The following is a 16,945-nucleotide window of genomic DNA, read 5'->3' as shown; positions in this document are numbered from 1 at the left end:
AGAGCTGACTTGAATGACACCAAATGGACACTGGGACAGAGGCTACTTTAATAATATTTCACCATGTCATTCCAGCACTTGATGCTGGAATCCAGAAGTTTTTTTGAGCACAAAAGTTATGCTAAGTTTTTCTTGGTAAGAAACCAGTGTCAGCTACTTGAAAAGGAAGAAGGGACTTCTTCCTTCTACTTAACTACACTGTTGCGCCTAACTCTGAAGAAACTTCTGATTGTACATTAACTACATTTAGCTGGCTGACTAAGACTTGACGTTTTTTTTCAGCAATAGCCTCCTTTAACTCATCACAAGGCTTATACACTTCATACGTAATACCACCAGCAACAAGTCCTGTGAGTACAGCAGCAGCCACAGCTATCCCAGCCATAGCACCTACTGATAATGACACACCAATAAAATATGCAGAAGTAACTACTATAGCAGCTACAATAGATGTAATAATAAATATACCAACACCACAGACTATTCCTCTCATAATCGCGTCTTCAGTAACCATTTCTGCTAGATCTTTGTTACAACGACCTTTTACTAAAGGATCAGCACCTGCTTTTAATAGAGCTCTTACTATCTTGTGATGACTCTTATAAGCAGCAATACACAAAGGAGTGTATCCACATGTATCTGGCAAATTAATATCGTTAGGCCCATTAGCTAATATAGCCTCTACTATCTCCATTTTGCCTTTCTCAGCAGCACGAGATAAAGGGGTGCTTTCACTTTTATCTCGCAAATTCAAACTAGCCCCCTTATTTAATAGAGCTTTTACTATATTTTCATTACCTTTTTCAATAGCCAAATGTAAAGGAGCTTTTCCATATACATCTTGCAAATTAACATCTATACCTTTTACTGCTAATAGAGCTTTTACTACATTTTCTTGATTATCTAGAAATGCTACACGTAATAATGTTAATTCTTCTTTGCCATAATAATTATTATTACTAAATTTATAATTTATATCACAATTTTTCTTCTCCCATTCTTTATAAGTAGATAGTTCTCTTTCTTGTAGTTGCTTTCCTATTTTTTCAACTATGTTATTACCATTCAAATCATTTTCACGATTTACTATACTTAATATCTGTTTCAACAATTCTAAATACACATCAAACTCTCCTATAAAAATAATAATAATATACTTTAATTATTATATATCTAAGCAATAAAGTCAAGAATTTAATTAACTATCATAAATATTTAAACAAGAAAAAGGGGCTTTTGTGCGAGCGTTATTAATCTTCAGTTTAATAGGATAAGATTCGTCAACATTTCTGTAAGTACCTGCTATACAGAATAGTTGCCACCAATAAAGCCTAAACTTACTAAATACATTTCTGTAGATTCAGATCTACTTGATTTTGGTTTGAAGTATCTTACTGTTTTGAACATTTTTTTTAGCTCATTGCAGAAATCTTTATCAGATTCTCCTTGAAAAATTTTTACTACAAATTTGCCATCATGATTCAAAAAATGCTTTGCAAAATTGAGCGCTGCTTCGCATAAAAGCATAATTCTGATATGATCTAACGATTTTAAACCGCAAGATTCTGGTGCCATATCAGATAAAATTACATCAAATTTGTGATCCTTGAATTTTTCTCTTAAAATTTCAAGTTCGCTGATAATATCACACTGTATACACTCTACTCCACTAATTGCGTTTATTGGTTTTATGTCAACAGCAATCACACTCGCTTCTTTCTTAGATGCAACTTGTGACCATCCACCAGGAAAAGCGCCAAGATCAATAATTTTTTGCCCTTGTTGGAGTAGTTTAAATTTATCGTCTATTTCTATTAACTTATATGCCGAGCGCGATCTATAACCGTCCTTATTGGTTTTTTGCACATACTGATCATTCAAATGGCGATGTAGCCATCTTGTTGAAGATAATTTTCTACCTCTAGCTGTTTTTACTCTGGTCTTTATACTAATAACCTACTTATTATTGATTATATCTTTGAGCTCTTTTTCAACTACTTCTTTTACCAATGCATGTAGATACTTATTCAGCCACTCTGAAAGCTGAGGTTTTAAAAGAGATACAACTAATTCTTCAACAGTAAGATCCGCTCTTTTTTGTTGTTTATGCCGTAGTTCGCTTTGCATCTTTTCAAGCAATGTTTTAATTTCCTCCATATTTTCTTTTAAAACTAAATGCTCGTTACTTTGTTCTTGATAGCTCACTTTGTTACTACTCATTTGGATATTATTATACAAATTTTTCTCTTCTGAGTTGTAACTATTAAATTGGTTATTCATTTTCTCACTTTGGCAATTATTCTCTTCTTCACTATTTTCTTTTTCTTCGATGTCTTCTGGGTACTCCTCTTCAAGGCATAATACGTCATCATCTTCATCTATTATTTCTGCTCTATCGCCGCTTGGATTTTTACCCGATATAGCTTTTTTTATATCTTCTAGTATATCTTTTACAGATTGATTATCGCTCATACCATTAAATTTAAAGGTTTATACTATTTATCATAAAAAGCAAATTGTAAACACTAATTACATAATTGCTTTTTGCCTGAATTAGATCGGAACGTGCTTTAAATAATTCATCTTCAGTATCCAAAAGATCAGTTGTACTCTTTAAATGCAAGTTTACTTCTTGCTCAACTCCTTCTAATGCTAAAGCTGCCGCTTTTTCTGCTTCTTGACTTGCTTTAATAATAGCTTTTGCTGTCAGCACGTTATTCCAAGCATTTATAACTGCTTGTTCTATATTTTTTACTGCTTCGTAATAATCGTAAGTGGATTGTTTTGCATCCATTTTAGCTCTACTAACACCAAAAACATTAACTCCTCTTTTAAAGATCGGAATATCAAGAGTAAAGACAACATTCACATTTTCTAGTAACGTGTCTAATTTTATATTGTCCTTTCCAAAATTTTTACTTGCGCTTAGATTCAAAGAAGGAAGCCACTTGGAACTTTCAGCAATCACTTCCATTCCAGCAGCTCTTTTTTTATAAATAGCTGCTTTTAGGGACAAGTTGTTGGTTTTTGCTAACTGTAAACATTCATTTAATTCTGGTATAGAAGGTAGTTTACCATTAGTCTCGTGAAGATTATCAGCATCTTCACCAATTAAATGATAGTAAGCAATATTAGCGAGCTTTAATTCACCTTCAGCATCAACTCTTTTGGATATAGAAGATGAAAATTTTGCTTTTGCGAACAAAACTTCAGCATTAGTAACTTCTCCAAGAGAAAAGCGTTTTTTCATAGCTGACAAGTGTTCTAAAGAAACACGTTCTTTATGTTCCCCCAATTTTAATATTTCTGCCTTTTGTAAAACGTTAACATATGCTTTCACAGCCCTGAGTGCAACTTCTTGCTTAGATTGCTGAAATCTAATTTTTGCTGCTTTGAGAAGATGATTTGATCGGCTGAATGTAGCAAAAGTGCCACCACCATCTATTATTCTTTGACTTAATGTTAGACGTTTTCCAGAGTTTTGTAGACCGTTAATAATATTAAAATTACTATCGAAATTATATTGTAAATTGATGTCAGGTAAAAACCCAGCCAATCCAGAAGATTTTAGTTGTTTTTCAGCACTCTTATATTGGTAAAATCGAGACTTTATTTTTGAGCTGTTTTTGATAGCTTTGCTTATAGCTTCCTCCAAATCAATTGCATAGCAACCTATGGTACAAAAAGCAATTACAAATATAATAATCAATCGAAACATTTTGCTTTCTAGCATGTTGTTTAAGTTATTAGCATAAATTACTTTAATAATCAATAACTAATGTTGTTGACACTATCAAGCAACTTAGTATATCATAACCTACTGTTATGTATTGATATATGAAAACTTTTTTCTTAAAAGAGAAACAAATTAATAAAAAATGGCTTGTTATAGATGCAGAAGGATTAGTAGTAGGAAGGCTTGCAGCATTTGTAGCAATGTTATTGCGTGGAAAACATAAACCTGAATATACACCTCATATGGACTGTGGTGATAATGTAATCATTGTTAATGCAGAAAAGGTACATTTTACCGGAAAGAAACTTAAAGATAAAATCTACTATAGGCATACAGGTTATTCTGGTGGTTTAAAGAAAACTACTCCAGATAATATTTTAAATGGCAAATTCCCTGAGCGTGTGATAAAAATGGCAGTAAAAAGAATGCTTGATGATGGTCCTATGGCACGTAGAAGGTTTGAAAATTTGTATGTTTATTCTGGTTCAGAACATAAGCATCAAGGACAGCAACCTGAAAAAATAGATTTTGCCTCTTTAAATCGTAAAAATAAGAAATAATGGAGTAAAAAGTGAAAATAAACAATAATGATCAGCCAAAAAAGGCAATGATTGACTCACTTGGTCGTTCATATGCCACAGGTCGAAGGAAAGAATCTGTAGCAAGAGTATGGATGAAGCCAGGAAGTGGAAAATTTAGTGTTAATAAAAAAGATGATTTAATTTCTTATTTTAAAAGAGAATCAGTGTGTCAAATGATTAAAGCGCCATTCATAGTAACTTCTATGTTAGATAGGTATGATGTGTTTGCAACTGTAAAAGGTGGAGGACTATCTGGCCAAGCAGGTGCCTTAGCTCATGGAATAAGCAGAGCTTTAAGTAGTATAAGTCAAGATCTACACTCTATATTACGTAAAGGTGGATTCCTAACTAGAGATTCACGTGTTGTTGAGCGTAAGAAATATGGTCAACATAAAGCTCGGAAAAAATGTCAGTTTTCTAAGAGATAATTGTTTCATAATGGTATTTTTTTGTAAATATTATACAAGTTCTTACAAGGGTTTATGACATTTTCTCTTTTTATGACGAATTTAGTTGACTATTGGCATTAGCATAATATGCTGTTTATGTAATTTTTCAATATTAAGGTAATTTATGAGTAAAGAAGATATAGTAAACCAACTGAGTAAAGAGTGCTCTAGTCAAGGTATAGATATAACAAAAGCTAGTTTGGGTAAGCTTCATGATATTTTTATGGAAACAATCAAGAACGATCTAAATCGTAAAGGTGAAATACGTTTACATGGAATAGGGACATTCTCTACTGCTATAAGTAAGGAAAGACAATGCCGTAATCCTCAAAATGGTGAGATTATGACCGTTCCTGAAAAGAAAAGGGTAAAGTTTACAGCAAGTCAAGCTCTTTCAAGTACTTTAAATAACAAAGAGAAAGCATCAGCTATTTAGATATAGTCATTTTCATCTTTTTAGTTACACTGTGTAAGCCATGAAATACAGCCTCGCTGATTAAAGAATGGCCTATATTAAGAGCTGAGATGTGAGGTATCTCTTTTATTCTTTTAGCATGTTTATAATTTATGCCATGCCCTACCTGGCATTCTATTCCTAGCTTATTAATGTATTCTGCAGAGTTAGTAATAAGTTTCAATTTTTCTTCTGATGGATTATCACAGTAATCCCCTGTGTGAATTTCTATTATGTCAGGCTTTCTTTCTAGCTTCTCAAGATATTTTAGTTGATTAATATTTGGATCAATAAACAGTGAGACTTTTATGTCAAAGCTGTTCATTTCCTCTATTATACCAGAAAGTTTACTGTGCATATTCACGATATCCAGGCCACCTTCGGTTGTTAATTCTTCTCTTTTTTCTGGTACTATACAAATCGAATAGGGTTTTACTTCTTTTGCTATGTTGAGCATTTCTTCCGTAGCTGCGATTTCAAGATTTAACTCAGTGCTAATGTTTTGTTTTAGATTGAATACATCCTCATCCCTGATATGCCTTCTGTCTTCTCGTAAGTGTACGGTGATAAAATCTGCTCCAGCATCAATAGCTATTTTTGCTGCTTTTAATGGATCTGGATAAGAAGCTCCACGTGCGTTGCGAAGGGTTGCAACGTGATCAATATTAACGCCCAATTTCACAATTTACCTCAAAAATTATTTATAAATTATACATATTATTAGATCTTATGCATGTCATTGTTTAATGCCATAGCTGAAAGACGGAGCTAGCAGTTATACCAATTCTCATTGTTGACAAGTCAAATAAGAAACATTCAAAATTGTTTGATTGTGGAAGTGGAAAGAGAAGTAATAAATTTGCATACACTTGCCCTTTTTTACAGTTAATCTAGTTTATAGAACTACTCGTGGTAATCCAAATAAGATTTTTTCTCATAATCAAGTTATAGTAAACGGGGAAAATTTTTCGCATCTAAAAAATTTTAGATTTAGGATTGAAATTAATAAGTGGAATGATTATGTAGTTCATGTATTAGTAAAAGGAGGTACAACATGAGTAATATAGTTCATTTAAATAAAAACAATAATCGTGATAATTTTAGTGTAAGAGGGTTACAAAGAGCCGTTGATGACATATTTGATAGCTTTTTTACAGGATGGAACCCAGAGCTTTCCAAAAGAGGCAGTAGTCTACTACCAGTTTGTGATTTTTATGAAACAAAGGAAAGCTATTGCCTATCATTAGAATTACCAGGTATTCCTAAAGAAAGCATAGATATTAGTATATCTGGCGATAGCTTAATAGTGAAGGGTGAAAAAACATGTGATAATGAATCAAAAGATAAGCAGTTTTACCATAAAGAAAGGTACTATGGTTCTTTCTATAGATCTATTCAACTTCCAACGAATGTAGAGCAAGATAAGGTATCTGCCAACTTTTTAGATGGGGTATTGCATGTAACCATACCTAAGTCAGAGAAACACATCAAGAAAATTGATGTAAAGTAACCAGTAAGTAATAGCAGGCTTCTGACCTTGAGGCTTGCTATTTTAATATCTGTTCAGCAAAGTGGCAAAATAAGGTAAACGAGAAAGACAACTAAATGAGTGTCATGAAAGTAGCTGATGCTGGCTCCCTTATGAAGGTGTCATCTTAGCACCCAGACACTGATTTTTTAATTGAAAATGTTGTCTTGTTTGTGATAAATTTTGCTCGATGCCAGTGTCGAGCACTGGCATGACATTATAGAAGCTGGAATTACAGTGTCAGCTACTTGAATGACAATATTTGCTGTGTAATTTACCTTAAAAAATGAATATTCCTACAGCTATGTGTAAGCTACTTTCATGATACTCATTTACTTGTCTTTTTTGCCACTTTGCTGAACAGATATGCAAAATATTAACTTAGCAATACAAAAAATTATCTATAGATTAGACACACCATTAGATCTTATGCATAGTCATTTTTTAATTCCATAGCTGAGGCGGAGCTACTCTGCCTGCTCCCCTTATCATGAAACTGAAGTCTATATGGTACCACAGTATAATGATATAATAAAATATGAAAAAAATACCAATAAAAAAAGGCAAAAAAAGCCCGTATTAACTTTAACAATTTAAAATGATTTAATGTGAAAACCATAGGCGCCAATTGTTTTTTTAACTTAAAAATAAAAGTCAAGTATCAGGAATTCTAGACATAAACCCTCCTATATGAATAAAGAGCTAGCAAAAATAAACTTATATATTTTTTGCTGAAATTTGATTATTTGGTGAAAAAACCTGCAGGTGAAGGTAGACTTTGGATCCTAAAAAACCTTCATTCTCCACTATAATAAAGCCACCAGAGTCTGTCAAGTAATTTTTTATTTAAACTGCTCGCAATCTTTTTATACACTCATCTTTACCAAGAATTACCATGATATCGATGATTCCAGGCGCATCCATTATTCCAGTTATTGGGGCGCGTAATGAGTGGTATATATCGCTCATTTTTATATTATGTAATTTTGAAAATTCCTTAATCTGAGAAGATAAAAAATTCTTATTCCAATCTTCATCTCCTATACTCGAGAAAAATGCTGCAAGTAACTTAATTATATTGAGGTTAGACTTGACAATTCTCTCAGCTTCTTCACTAAAATCAACTTGAATATAAAATTTTGCTAAATCCAATAATTCGGTCAGATAGTTTGCTCTTTTTTTCAGCTCTGTCAGTCCCTGCAGTAAATAGCCCTTTTTTTTGTCAGTTAGAGTATTTTCTCTAAGCATTAGAGTCAGAATATCTTCATTGCTCATATTACTAATATAGTGGTTATTCAAATGCTCCAGTTTTTTGAAATCGAGCCGTGCAGGTGAACGACCGATGCTTTCTAAATTAAACCACTCTATTGCTTGCTCATCGCTAATAATCTCATCGTTGCCATGACTCCAGCCAAGTCTTAGCAAGTAATTACGCATTGCCTGTGGCAATATTCCCATCTTTTCATAATCGCAAACACTTGTAGCCCCATGCCTTTTAGATAGCTTATTCCCGTCTTCTCCATGAATTAGCGGTACATGTGCAAAGCGTGGAACATCAAAATCAAGAGCCTGATATATTAGTAATTGTTTGAAGGTATTAGTGAGATGATCAGAGCCACGTATAATATCGGTTATTCCGGCATCATGGTCATCAACCACTACAGCAAAAATATATGTTGGAGTATTGTCAGAGCGCAAGATTACTATGTCATCAAGCTGATCGCTACTTATTGTAACTTGGCCGTATATTTTATCGTCAACAACAATATTTTCTGAGTCTGGCACTTTAAAGCGAACAACAGGCTCTGCATTTGATGTCGAATGAGTACACTTATGCTTATATATTTTTCCTTCTTCTCTTGCTCTTATTTTCTTCTCCGCAACTTCATTCTCGGGGCAGTAACAATGATACGCCCTACCCTTTTCAACTAAAAGATTTGCAACCTCAATGTGCTGCTCTATTTTTTTTGATTGATATATTATTTCCCCATCATAGTTTATTCCAAGCCATTTTAACCCATCTATTATTGCATCAATTGCTTCCTGTGTTGAACGTTTTCTGTCGGTATCCTCAATCCTTAGTAAAAACTGGCCACCATGACGCTGCGCATAGAGCCAATTAAATAAAGCTGTGCGAGCTCCTCCAATATGTAAAAATCCTGTTGGTGATGGAGCGAATCTAGTGACTATACCTGGCATATTTGTCTATTGTGATAACGTAACCGATGATAACTAAAATTTGCACTTGCAACAACGTGGAACTATAGTAAATTTGAAAGATCAATTTACATTTATTTTTAACAAACTGCATTGTATAATTTAATATTAGTGAATGCAGTGAGGTGTATATATGGATAATTTATTTAAAATTGCAAGAGGAGTTGTCACAAAAGAGGATGAAAATAAATTTATTGAAGCTTGCAAGAAAAGAGTTGCTTGTGTAGCTAAGCATAGAATTGATGAAAATGGAAACCCATTTCATATAGCAGCAAGTAAAGGGTTTCTATTATCTGCGTTACAGGAGATCATAAAGTATTTAGAAGAAGATACTGAGAACAAAGTCAAGAAAGCTAAAGATTGGGAAGAAGTAAAAAGATTAGAAAAGGAACTTAAGAATAATAAGAAATATATTAAGGAAGCACTCCTCGATAAAAGCTATATTAAGGATGACGGGAAGAAGGCAGTATCACCCCTTTATTTCTTGGACCCTGCAGAGCGGAAGGAAGTTAAGCAAATTGCAGATATAAAATGTGGCTTTATATGTAATAAGAAGTTTCATATATGCTTATATATAGTAGGAGCTATAGTGTGTGCTATCACTATGTGTGTATCTTTGTATCTTCTATTTTCGGCTTCTCAATCTCTTGCATTGGCTTCAATAGCAACAATAGCTTCTGGAGGATCTTCATATCTGTTATTTAAGGCATGTAATGAAGTATATGGCCTCTATAACGAAAGTACTATAGTGACAGATCCTGATGTTATGCAACTTTTAGATAGTGGTTTAGCCCCAGTGTGAAGTATTTGCAGGTAGTAATATAGAAATTTACTTTCTTAACTTAAGAAAGTATACTGATAAGATGATAAGAAAGAAGTATAGTAAGATTTTAGTAGCGAACAGAGGGGAGATTACCTGCAGGATAATCAAAACTGCGCACAAGATGGGCATATCTTGTGTGTCTGTGTACTCAGATGCAGATGCAAATTCTGTGCATGTAAAGCAAGCAGATGAGTCAAGGCACATTGGCCCTTCGCCTGCTTATCTTAGTTACTTAAATATCGAAAAAATATGCGAAGTAGCAGTTGAAACAGGTGCCGAGGCGGTTCATCCTGGCTATGGGTTTTTAGCAGAAAATCCAGATTTTCCCCGTGCTCTGGAAAAACATAACATAGATTTCATTGGTCCAAGTGCAGAAACAATAGAAGTTACAGCCAATAAAATAACAGCAAAAGAAGAGGCAAGAAAAGCTGGAGTAAATGTAGTGCCAGGATATATGGGTAAGATCGAAGATGCTGCCCACGCAGCCATCGTTGCTGAAGAGATTGGTTTTCCCGTTATGCTCAAAGCTGCATCAGGTGGTGGTGGCAAAGGAATGCGAATTGTATATTCCAAAAAAGAAATTGAACTAGCATTTACATCAGCAACAAATGAAGCAGAGAAAAGTTTTAAAGATGGTAGTATTTTCATAGAAAAATATATAGAACTACCAAGACACATCGAAATACAAATTATTGCAGATAAATACGGCAATATAGTGTGTCTTGGGGAGAGAGAGTGCTCGGTACAGAGGAATAACCAGAAAATAATAGAAGAAACACCAAGCCCATTTATTAGTGAAGAAGTAAGACAAAAAATGTATGCTCAATGTGTTTCTTTGGCAAAGCAAGTTGATTATTTTTCAGCAGGTACTGTCGAGTTTGTTGTAGATAAGAACCAAAACTTCTATTTTCTTGAGGTAAATACGAGATTACAAGTTGAGCATCCAGTAACAGAATTTGTCACTGGAATAGATATAGTGGAAGAGATGATCAGAATTTCTTGCGGAGAAAAATTAAGATTTGGTCAGAATGATATTAAACTTATTGGCTCTGCAATAGAAAGCAGAATTTGCGCTGAAGATCCATCAAAGAGATTTTTTCCTTCCAGCGGAAGAATCAAATATTACGACAAACCAGATGAAAATGGTCATGTAAGAATAGATGATGGAGTAGCTAGCGGTTCAGAAATCAGCATGTTCTACGACTCAATGATTGCAAAAATTATAACCTATGGAAAAGATAGAATAGAGGCGATCAGCAGAATGCAAAAAGCTTTGTCTGAGTGCTATATAGGGGAAGTAATAAACAACATAGAATTTCTAGAATCCATCTTCCATAATCCAAATTTTATTGCAGCAAAGCTCCACACGAGATTCATTCCAGATCATTACCCTAGCGGGTTTCAAGGTGATTTTATTACAGAGGAATATATTAAAATATTTATTTTTATTGCACTGTATGTTCACTTAGAAAATGAGGGAAAGTATTACAGTAAGTCAATAGATGAAGCATTCATAGTGAAAATAGACGATAATGAGTACTCCGTAAATGCAAAATATCAAGATAACACATTAACAACAGTATATAACCACAATAAATACTCCGTGGTAGGTAAGTGGAAACCAAGTTACAGGTTGTTATATATAACAATTAATGATGATACCAATATAGCACTTAAAATAGAAAGGCAAGGCAGCAAATACTTTATAAGACACGCAGGTATGAAAGCTAAATGTTGTGTATTGAAACCTCATGTAGCTGAACTAAGCAAATTAATGCTAAACAACAAAACAGAAGGGATTTCAGTAGATGCTGTAAAATCTCCAATATCAGGTTTATTGGTTAAATTACACGTCAATGCTGGAGATCAGGTAGAGGTAGGACAACCTCTATTTGTTGTAGAGGCAATGAAAATGGAAAATATAATATGTGCTGAATCAGAAATGGTGATAAAAAATATCCCTGTTAAAGAAGGAAAAAATATACATGCTGGTGATTTGGTATTAGATCTGATTTCTTAAATAACGCAAGCAGTATAAACCTGATCCAAATAAGATAAATGAAAACATTTGATGGGCTATAGCAATGGCCATTGGTATATGCAGCAACAAAGTGACTACTCCTAGAATTACCTGAATGATGACAGAGAATAGCATAACATATAATGGCTTTATACTGGCATTTTTTATTGTGAGTATTGCTGTCAGAACTAATATCAGCAATGCCAATGCCCGGTGTATGAATTGCACTGTTACTCTATTTTCAAAGATATTTAGCCAAGCAGGCTGTAAGTAAAATAAATCTTCTGGAACAATTTGTCCATCCATTAGTGGAAAGGTATTATAAATTAAACCAGCATTTAGCCCTGCAACAAATGCACCGAAGATTATTTGTATTGTAACTAGGATTAAAATTATCCATATGTAACATGTAATGTTGCTATTAATTTTAATTATCTGTTTTGGTTTGATTTGGTAATCAAAAAATTGATATGACAATAATGCAAAGATAACCAATGCAAGCAGTAAGTGAAGTGCGAGCTTATAGTGACTAACATGAGGATTAGATACCAAACCGCTTTTAACCATATACCAACCGGCAAAAGCTTGTAAAATTCCAAATAATAGTACTGTAGATAACCTTATTACTGCATTTTTAGGTATTCTTTTTTTTAGTGTAAAGTATATAAATGGTAAAATAAAAACTAAACCTGTCAGCCTTGCAATTAACCTGTGCACATATTCTATTAAGTATATGGTGCGAAACTCTTCCATACTCATACCATAATTAAATGCTTTATATTCAGGTGTAGCTTCATATTTTGATTTTTCTTTTAGCCAGTCTTGTTCACTCAGCGGTGGCAATGTTCCGGTAATTGGTTTCCATTCCGTGATTGACAATCCTGCTTTTGAAAGTCTGGTAAATCCACCAATTCCCACCATGCAAATCACCATGAGAGAGCAGAGAAAAAGCCAAATAGCTACAGGTTTTGCTTCCATAATCCATGCTGAGTTTTATTCCATTGCTGAGGGTGAATAACAAATTCCCACAAAGCTAGAAAAGCTGCAACGCTATGTAGTAGACTATAGACGGGAAAAAATATTGATACTATATAAAAATAAAAAGGCATTTTTTGTTGTCTGATAGCTATTATCAAAAAAATCAAGTTAATACCGTATACTATTATAAAATAATATAAGAATAATTCATTCAAAATTTGAGTCAGCACCAATGAAAGTAACAAAAAAGGAGTCGTGAAAAATATAAAAGCTGAGGAACCAACAAAAAGGTTTAATAGCAAAACTCCCTTAAGCCCAGTGTGCTTAAAAAGTAATTTTATATTTTTTAAATGAACGATATAAGTTTGCATATAACCTTTAATCCAGCGTGCTCTTTGTTTGATCCAAGCAAACACAGTAGTTGGTGATTCTTCCAATGTTTCTGAATCAATAATCCTGGTTTTATATCCCATTTGCGCAAGTCTCAAACCAAGGTCAGCGTCTTCAGTGACATTGTAAGCATCCCAAAAAAGCACTTTCTTTAAAATTTCCACTGAAAAATGGTTACTGCTACCACCCAAAGGTATTGGCATGTTCATTTTTTGAAATCCAGGCAAAAAATATTGAAACCAGTTCATATACTCGAGAGAAAAGAATTTTGTAAGAAAATTGCAACCAAAGTTATAGTAATTTAATTTCGCCTGTACACAAGCCAACTTTTCGTCGCCCTTATTAAATTCAATTAGTGCTTTTTTTAACTGCAACGGATCTGGCTTGTCATCTGCATCATATATTACCACATACTTTCCTCTAGCAAAGCTCATAGCATAATTGCATGACTTAGCTTTTGTTCTAGGCAGAGAATGAGGCACTTTTATTACTTCAAAATACTGTGGTAAAGTGCACTTTTCTATAGCTGCCAACATTTCTTGGTCATCGCTATCTATCACAAGCTTTACATCTAATTTTGATTTTGGATAATCCAAACTTTCAATGCTCTTAATCAATTGCTTTATAACCGCATTCTCTTTAAAAGCAGGCAATAAAATAGTATATATAGGTTCATTCATCTTATCATAATCTGCTTTTTGGTTAGAAATTTTACGCAAGCCAAAAATTTTAGTTACAAATTTGAATAAAGAACTAGAACATCCGATTATAAATATCAACATCAAAGCAAAATATGCATATTTTTTTGTCAGTGTTAAAGTTGAAATCATAACAAAGAAAGAGGAAAAAAAGATTGAACTGAGCCTAATGCTTTTAGCTGAAAAATTAGGATTCTTATAATATAAGTAGTTACTTGCAAATTCTGAAATACCAAAGTGTGAGTTAAGAAGATTTAAAATCTGTTTGCTATCTACTTTTATCAATACATATTCAATACCGTAATGAGATTCGACCCAAAGATTGATATCTTGGCTTATGTCTTCAACCATAAAAAAAGTAGTATCATTTAAATTTTGCCAAGGAATTATATTAAACCTATAGTAGAAAAGTTTCTCTTGTTCTTTGCATAAACTAGAATCAAATTTAATTTTTTCTACATTATCAGTTTGAAGTACAGGCATTAAACTTAATGCAACTTTTTGCTCAAGTCACGTGAAAACGAAGATATAACCTCACTACTACGCTTATCATCTTTACGTTCATGCATTATTTTTTTTACAGCATCAGCAGCTATACTCGCTGTGTTAGCTTGTAAATCCCCAAGAGCTTTTTCAACTTGGTCAGTAACTTTCTTCAAATTAGAATGGGCATTTTCATCTAACGTTTGATCGAGTTGCTGTCTATTATGCTTAATAATACTATTAGCCTTATCAAGTGCTTCATTCATCATTTTGTTAACTTCTACATCTAATTTTTTGTATTTTTCAGAAGATTTTTTGTAATACTCCAACATATCTTTTCTGAATTTTTCAGTTTCTTCACTTGAAAACTTGCTTTTGTTACGTTTATTGTTAAGCGCGTTTTTTATTACCTTCCTTAGCAATTTATACGAGAGGATAAAACCTACTAAAAAAGCAAGGCTTATAACTAGTAATGTAGACATAAAAACCCTAAAATTCTTTGGATACCAAATCAGCAACAAATTCCTCTTCAATCTCAGAATTAGTTAACTTAGTATAGTAAATCAAAGCAATACTAGTAGCCATTTGTTTTAATTCACTAATATACTTAGATTTAAATTGTACTACCTTTTCTTCAACAAGTTTAATCATCTTCTTGTCTTCCTCTTCCAATATATCCTTAACATTCGCTCTCATTTCTTCTACTTGAGCAAATGCATCATCTATGATTTTTTTTGCCCGTACTCTAGCTTGATTTAAAGCTGCATTATACTTGGCAATTTGCTCTTCTGTAAGTCTTAAAAGGTGAACAGAACTATTAAAAGAATCTAATATCCCCTTACTCCTAGTGTTTATTATTTCATCTAACCTTGGTAAGAACAAACAACTTACTACAAAAAAAAGTGAAGAGAAAAAAATTAAAAACCAAAAAACTTGAGAAAAGAAAGTGGAAACATCAAGCTGCGGCATGTGTCAAACACTACAATATTAATATCATCGCAATTACAAACGCAAGAAATCCCATAATCTCAACCATAGCAGCACCAACATAAACGTAAGTTTTCATTTGACCTTCCGATTCAGGGTTTCTCGCAATCCCACTTAGCATAGTAGAGAAAATATTAGCTACACCCAAACCAGCACCTAACATAGCAAACGCCATCAAACCAACCGCTACAAATTTTAAAGCTACTAAATCCATATACTACCTTTAACTATTCCTTAATAATATTATAAAATGTTCTACAGGTAAGTCAAGCACTCACTTTACTGTATCTGACAAATATACGCACGTTAATATAGTAAATATATAAGCTTGTAAAACTGCAACAAAAACTTCAAATCCTATTAGTGCAATTATAAACAAAAAAGGTGCAGGAGTAAGAAATATGTTCATATTTATGACGAATCCTGCTATCACTTTGATAATTGTATGACCTGCAATCATATTTGCTGCAAGCCTTATTGATAAACTAATCGGTCTTACTAAATAAGCAAATAATTTAATAATGATGATTATAGGTGCAAGCCACGAAGGAGTTCCTTTTGGTAGCAATATGCGTAAAAATTCTACTCCTCTTTCTTTAAAACCAACAATCGTTATATAAGTAAAAACCACCATTGATAAAGCGAAGGTAACTATCACATGACTTGTGACCGTGAAACTATAAGGAAGAACACCAACTAAATTACACGATAAAATGAAAATAAATACTGTAAATATCAAAGGAATGTGCTCCAAACCTTTGCTTCCAGTGTTACTTTCTATTATTGAAATAACAAAATCATATACATATTCAACTGCAGCTTGCAAATATCCTGGTATTACTGCACCTTTTCTTATTCCAAGGAGCAAAAACAGTACCATTAATATCACCGAGATCATCATAAAAAGAGATGAGTTGGTAAAGTTTATGTCATACCCAAATAATTTTGGTAGTTCTATTATTGTATATACTTTAAATTGTTCTAGCGGATTTAACGCCATCTTGATTTATATAATTAAACTATAATAGTAAGTAAAATATAGATTTTATAGGGTAAAGTCAAGAATTAAGATAGAAGATCCATACCATTATGGCATAAATATATCAACAAAGTATGTGATTAGAATGCTAATTATAGCCAGCGTTCCATTTAAAAATTCACTAATCTTATTAAGTTACTTAATACCTTGACTTAACATCTTATTTTAATTATAATTTAACTTTTAGTTGAGGTATTATTATGGATGGAATAGATTTTATTAATCAGCCTTTAAATTTAGAACAGGAGTTTGGTAACGGATATATCAAATTGACAGATGGTTCCTTTAACGAATACACTGGCCATTATCAAATAGGAAGCGAAATACTAGATGAAAGTCATAATATGATAGGAAACTTAACTATTGATGGTTACATTTGTAATTTCTATGAAGATAATCACAATATGAATCTCAAATTTTCTATGGAAGTAGATTTAAAAGGTGATATAGAGAAGATAAGCTTTCTTCACAAAAATATATAAAATTACAATAGCTTCTACATCACTGCTCGTGATGTAGAGGTATTCCACTACAACAAACTTTAAAAGCATCACATTTTACA

Annotated in this window: 19 protein-coding genes; 7 read left to right on the top strand and 12 right to left on the bottom strand. The window is 32.9% G+C overall.

Features of this window, described 5'->3' with window-relative positions; translation table 11 throughout:
* Window positions 1-193: 193 nt before the first annotated feature.
* The 4 genes from ABWU33_RS01280 to ABWU33_RS01265 all read right to left on the bottom strand — a co-directional run bounded on the left by ABWU33_RS01280 (window position 194) and on the right by ABWU33_RS01265 (window position 3,733).
* Window positions 194-1,123 (bottom strand): ankyrin repeat domain-containing protein, encoded by a 930-nt coding sequence (locus ABWU33_RS01280; RefSeq protein WP_353280883.1) that lies wholly within the window; start codon window positions 1,121-1,123, stop codon window positions 194-196.
* A 179-nt stretch (window positions 1,124-1,302) separates the two neighbouring features.
* Entirely contained in the window at window positions 1,303-1,881 is a 579-nt protein-coding gene (locus ABWU33_RS01275; protein WP_353280882.1) for an RlmE family RNA methyltransferase, read from the bottom strand.
* 75 nt (window positions 1,882-1,956) lie between these two features.
* Window positions 1,957-2,472 carry a PopZ family protein gene (locus ABWU33_RS01270; protein WP_211908566.1) on the bottom strand — a complete coding sequence of 172 codons (516 nt, stop codon included), beginning with the start codon at window positions 2,470-2,472 and terminating at the stop codon, window positions 1,957-1,959.
* Between the two features lie 10 nt (window positions 2,473-2,482).
* Entirely contained in the window at window positions 2,483-3,733 is a 1,251-nt protein-coding gene (locus ABWU33_RS01265) for a TolC family protein (protein ID WP_353280880.1), read from the bottom strand.
* A 104-nt stretch (window positions 3,734-3,837) separates the two neighbouring features.
* Here ABWU33_RS01265 and rplM point away from each other — a divergent pair, with 104 nt between their 5' ends.
* From rplM to ABWU33_RS01250, 3 genes are all read left to right on the top strand, one after another.
* Window positions 3,838-4,296: a 50S ribosomal protein L13 gene (rplM, locus tag ABWU33_RS01260; RefSeq protein ID WP_211908568.1), complete on the top strand. Its 459-nt coding sequence runs from the start codon at window positions 3,838-3,840 to the stop codon at window positions 4,294-4,296.
* Between the two features lie 47 nt (window positions 4,297-4,343).
* Entirely contained in the window at window positions 4,344-4,745 is a 402-nt protein-coding gene (rpsI, locus tag ABWU33_RS01255) for a 30S ribosomal protein S9 (protein ID WP_172793449.1), read from the top strand.
* A gap of 145 nt (window positions 4,746-4,890) precedes the next feature.
* Window positions 4,891-5,202, top strand: coding sequence for an HU family DNA-binding protein (locus ABWU33_RS01250; protein ID WP_353280877.1), 312 nt, complete (start codon window positions 4,891-4,893; stop codon window positions 5,200-5,202).
* On the opposite strand, the gene ABWU33_RS01245 is transcribed toward ABWU33_RS01250, so the two are convergent.
* A complete protein-coding gene (locus tag ABWU33_RS01245) occupies window positions 5,195-5,902 on the bottom strand; it encodes a pyridoxine 5'-phosphate synthase (protein WP_211908572.1) in 708 nt (235 codons plus the stop codon). The genes ABWU33_RS01250 and ABWU33_RS01245 overlap by 8 nt on opposite strands.
* A 372-nt stretch (window positions 5,903-6,274) precedes the next feature.
* Between ABWU33_RS01245 and ABWU33_RS01240 the strand changes: the two genes are divergently transcribed.
* The gene (locus tag ABWU33_RS01240) at window positions 6,275-6,730 is read left to right on the top strand and encodes an Hsp20/alpha crystallin family protein (RefSeq protein WP_211908576.1); all 456 of its coding nucleotides are present in this window, start codon (window positions 6,275-6,277) and stop codon (window positions 6,728-6,730) included.
* Between the two features lie 864 nt (window positions 6,731-7,594).
* Here the strand turns inward: ABWU33_RS01240 and gltX are convergent.
* Window positions 7,595-8,947: a glutamate--tRNA ligase gene (gltX, locus tag ABWU33_RS01235; RefSeq protein ID WP_250120055.1), complete on the bottom strand. Its 1,353-nt coding sequence runs from the start codon at window positions 8,945-8,947 to the stop codon at window positions 7,595-7,597.
* Between the two features lie 151 nt (window positions 8,948-9,098).
* Between gltX and ABWU33_RS01230 the strand changes: the two genes are divergently transcribed.
* Together ABWU33_RS01230 and ABWU33_RS01225 are read left to right on the top strand one after the other, a co-directional pair.
* Window positions 9,099-9,767 carry an ankyrin repeat domain-containing protein gene (locus ABWU33_RS01230; RefSeq protein WP_353280875.1) on the top strand — a complete coding sequence of 223 codons (669 nt, stop codon included), beginning with the start codon at window positions 9,099-9,101 and terminating at the stop codon, window positions 9,765-9,767.
* Window positions 9,768-9,828: 61 nt separating this feature from the next.
* The gene (locus ABWU33_RS01225; protein WP_250120054.1) at window positions 9,829-11,808 is read left to right on the top strand and encodes a biotin carboxylase N-terminal domain-containing protein; all 1,980 of its coding nucleotides are present in this window, start codon (window positions 9,829-9,831) and stop codon (window positions 11,806-11,808) included.
* Here ABWU33_RS01225 and ABWU33_RS01220 read toward each other — a convergent pair.
* The 6 genes from ABWU33_RS01220 to ABWU33_RS01195 are packed head-to-tail and all read right to left on the bottom strand — an operon-like array spanning window position 11,791 to window position 16,344.
* Window positions 11,791-12,786 carry a COX15/CtaA family protein gene (locus ABWU33_RS01220; RefSeq protein WP_353280874.1) on the bottom strand — a complete coding sequence of 332 codons (996 nt, stop codon included), beginning with the start codon at window positions 12,784-12,786 and terminating at the stop codon, window positions 11,791-11,793. The genes ABWU33_RS01225 and ABWU33_RS01220 overlap by 18 nt on opposite strands.
* Entirely contained in the window at window positions 12,768-14,357 is a 1,590-nt protein-coding gene (locus ABWU33_RS01215) for a glycosyltransferase family 2 protein (protein ID WP_211908583.1), read from the bottom strand. Before ABWU33_RS01215 ends, ABWU33_RS01220 begins: the two co-directional genes overlap by 19 nt.
* 5 nt (window positions 14,358-14,362) lie before the next feature.
* Window positions 14,363-14,839 (bottom strand): hypothetical protein, encoded by a 477-nt coding sequence (locus ABWU33_RS01210; protein WP_211908584.1) that lies wholly within the window; start codon window positions 14,837-14,839, stop codon window positions 14,363-14,365.
* Window positions 14,840-14,846: 7 nt separating this feature from the next.
* Window positions 14,847-15,326, bottom strand: coding sequence for a hypothetical protein (locus ABWU33_RS01205; protein WP_250120051.1), 480 nt, complete (start codon window positions 15,324-15,326; stop codon window positions 14,847-14,849).
* Window positions 15,327-15,336: 10 nt separating this feature from the next.
* The gene (locus ABWU33_RS01200; protein ID WP_143689781.1) at window positions 15,337-15,558 is read right to left on the bottom strand and encodes a F0F1 ATP synthase subunit C; all 222 of its coding nucleotides are present in this window, start codon (window positions 15,556-15,558) and stop codon (window positions 15,337-15,339) included.
* Window positions 15,559-15,618: 60 nt separating this feature from the next.
* Entirely contained in the window at window positions 15,619-16,344 is a 726-nt protein-coding gene (locus ABWU33_RS01195; protein ID WP_211908586.1) for a F0F1 ATP synthase subunit A, read from the bottom strand.
* Window positions 16,345-16,583: 239 nt separating this feature from the next.
* Between ABWU33_RS01195 and ABWU33_RS01190 the strand changes: the two genes are divergently transcribed.
* Complete coding sequence (locus ABWU33_RS01190; RefSeq protein WP_250120050.1) at window positions 16,584-16,865, top strand: hypothetical protein; 282 nt, start codon at window positions 16,584-16,586, stop codon at window positions 16,863-16,865.
* Window positions 16,866-16,945: the final 80 nt, after the last annotated feature.

The sequence above is a fragment of the Wolbachia endosymbiont (group B) of Cyclophora punctaria genome, assembly GCF_964028235.1.
Lineage (GTDB): Bacteria > Pseudomonadota > Alphaproteobacteria > Rickettsiales > Anaplasmataceae > Wolbachia.
The sequence above is the reverse complement of the archived record's forward strand: the minus strand, read 5'-3'. Positions and strand labels throughout refer to the sequence as shown.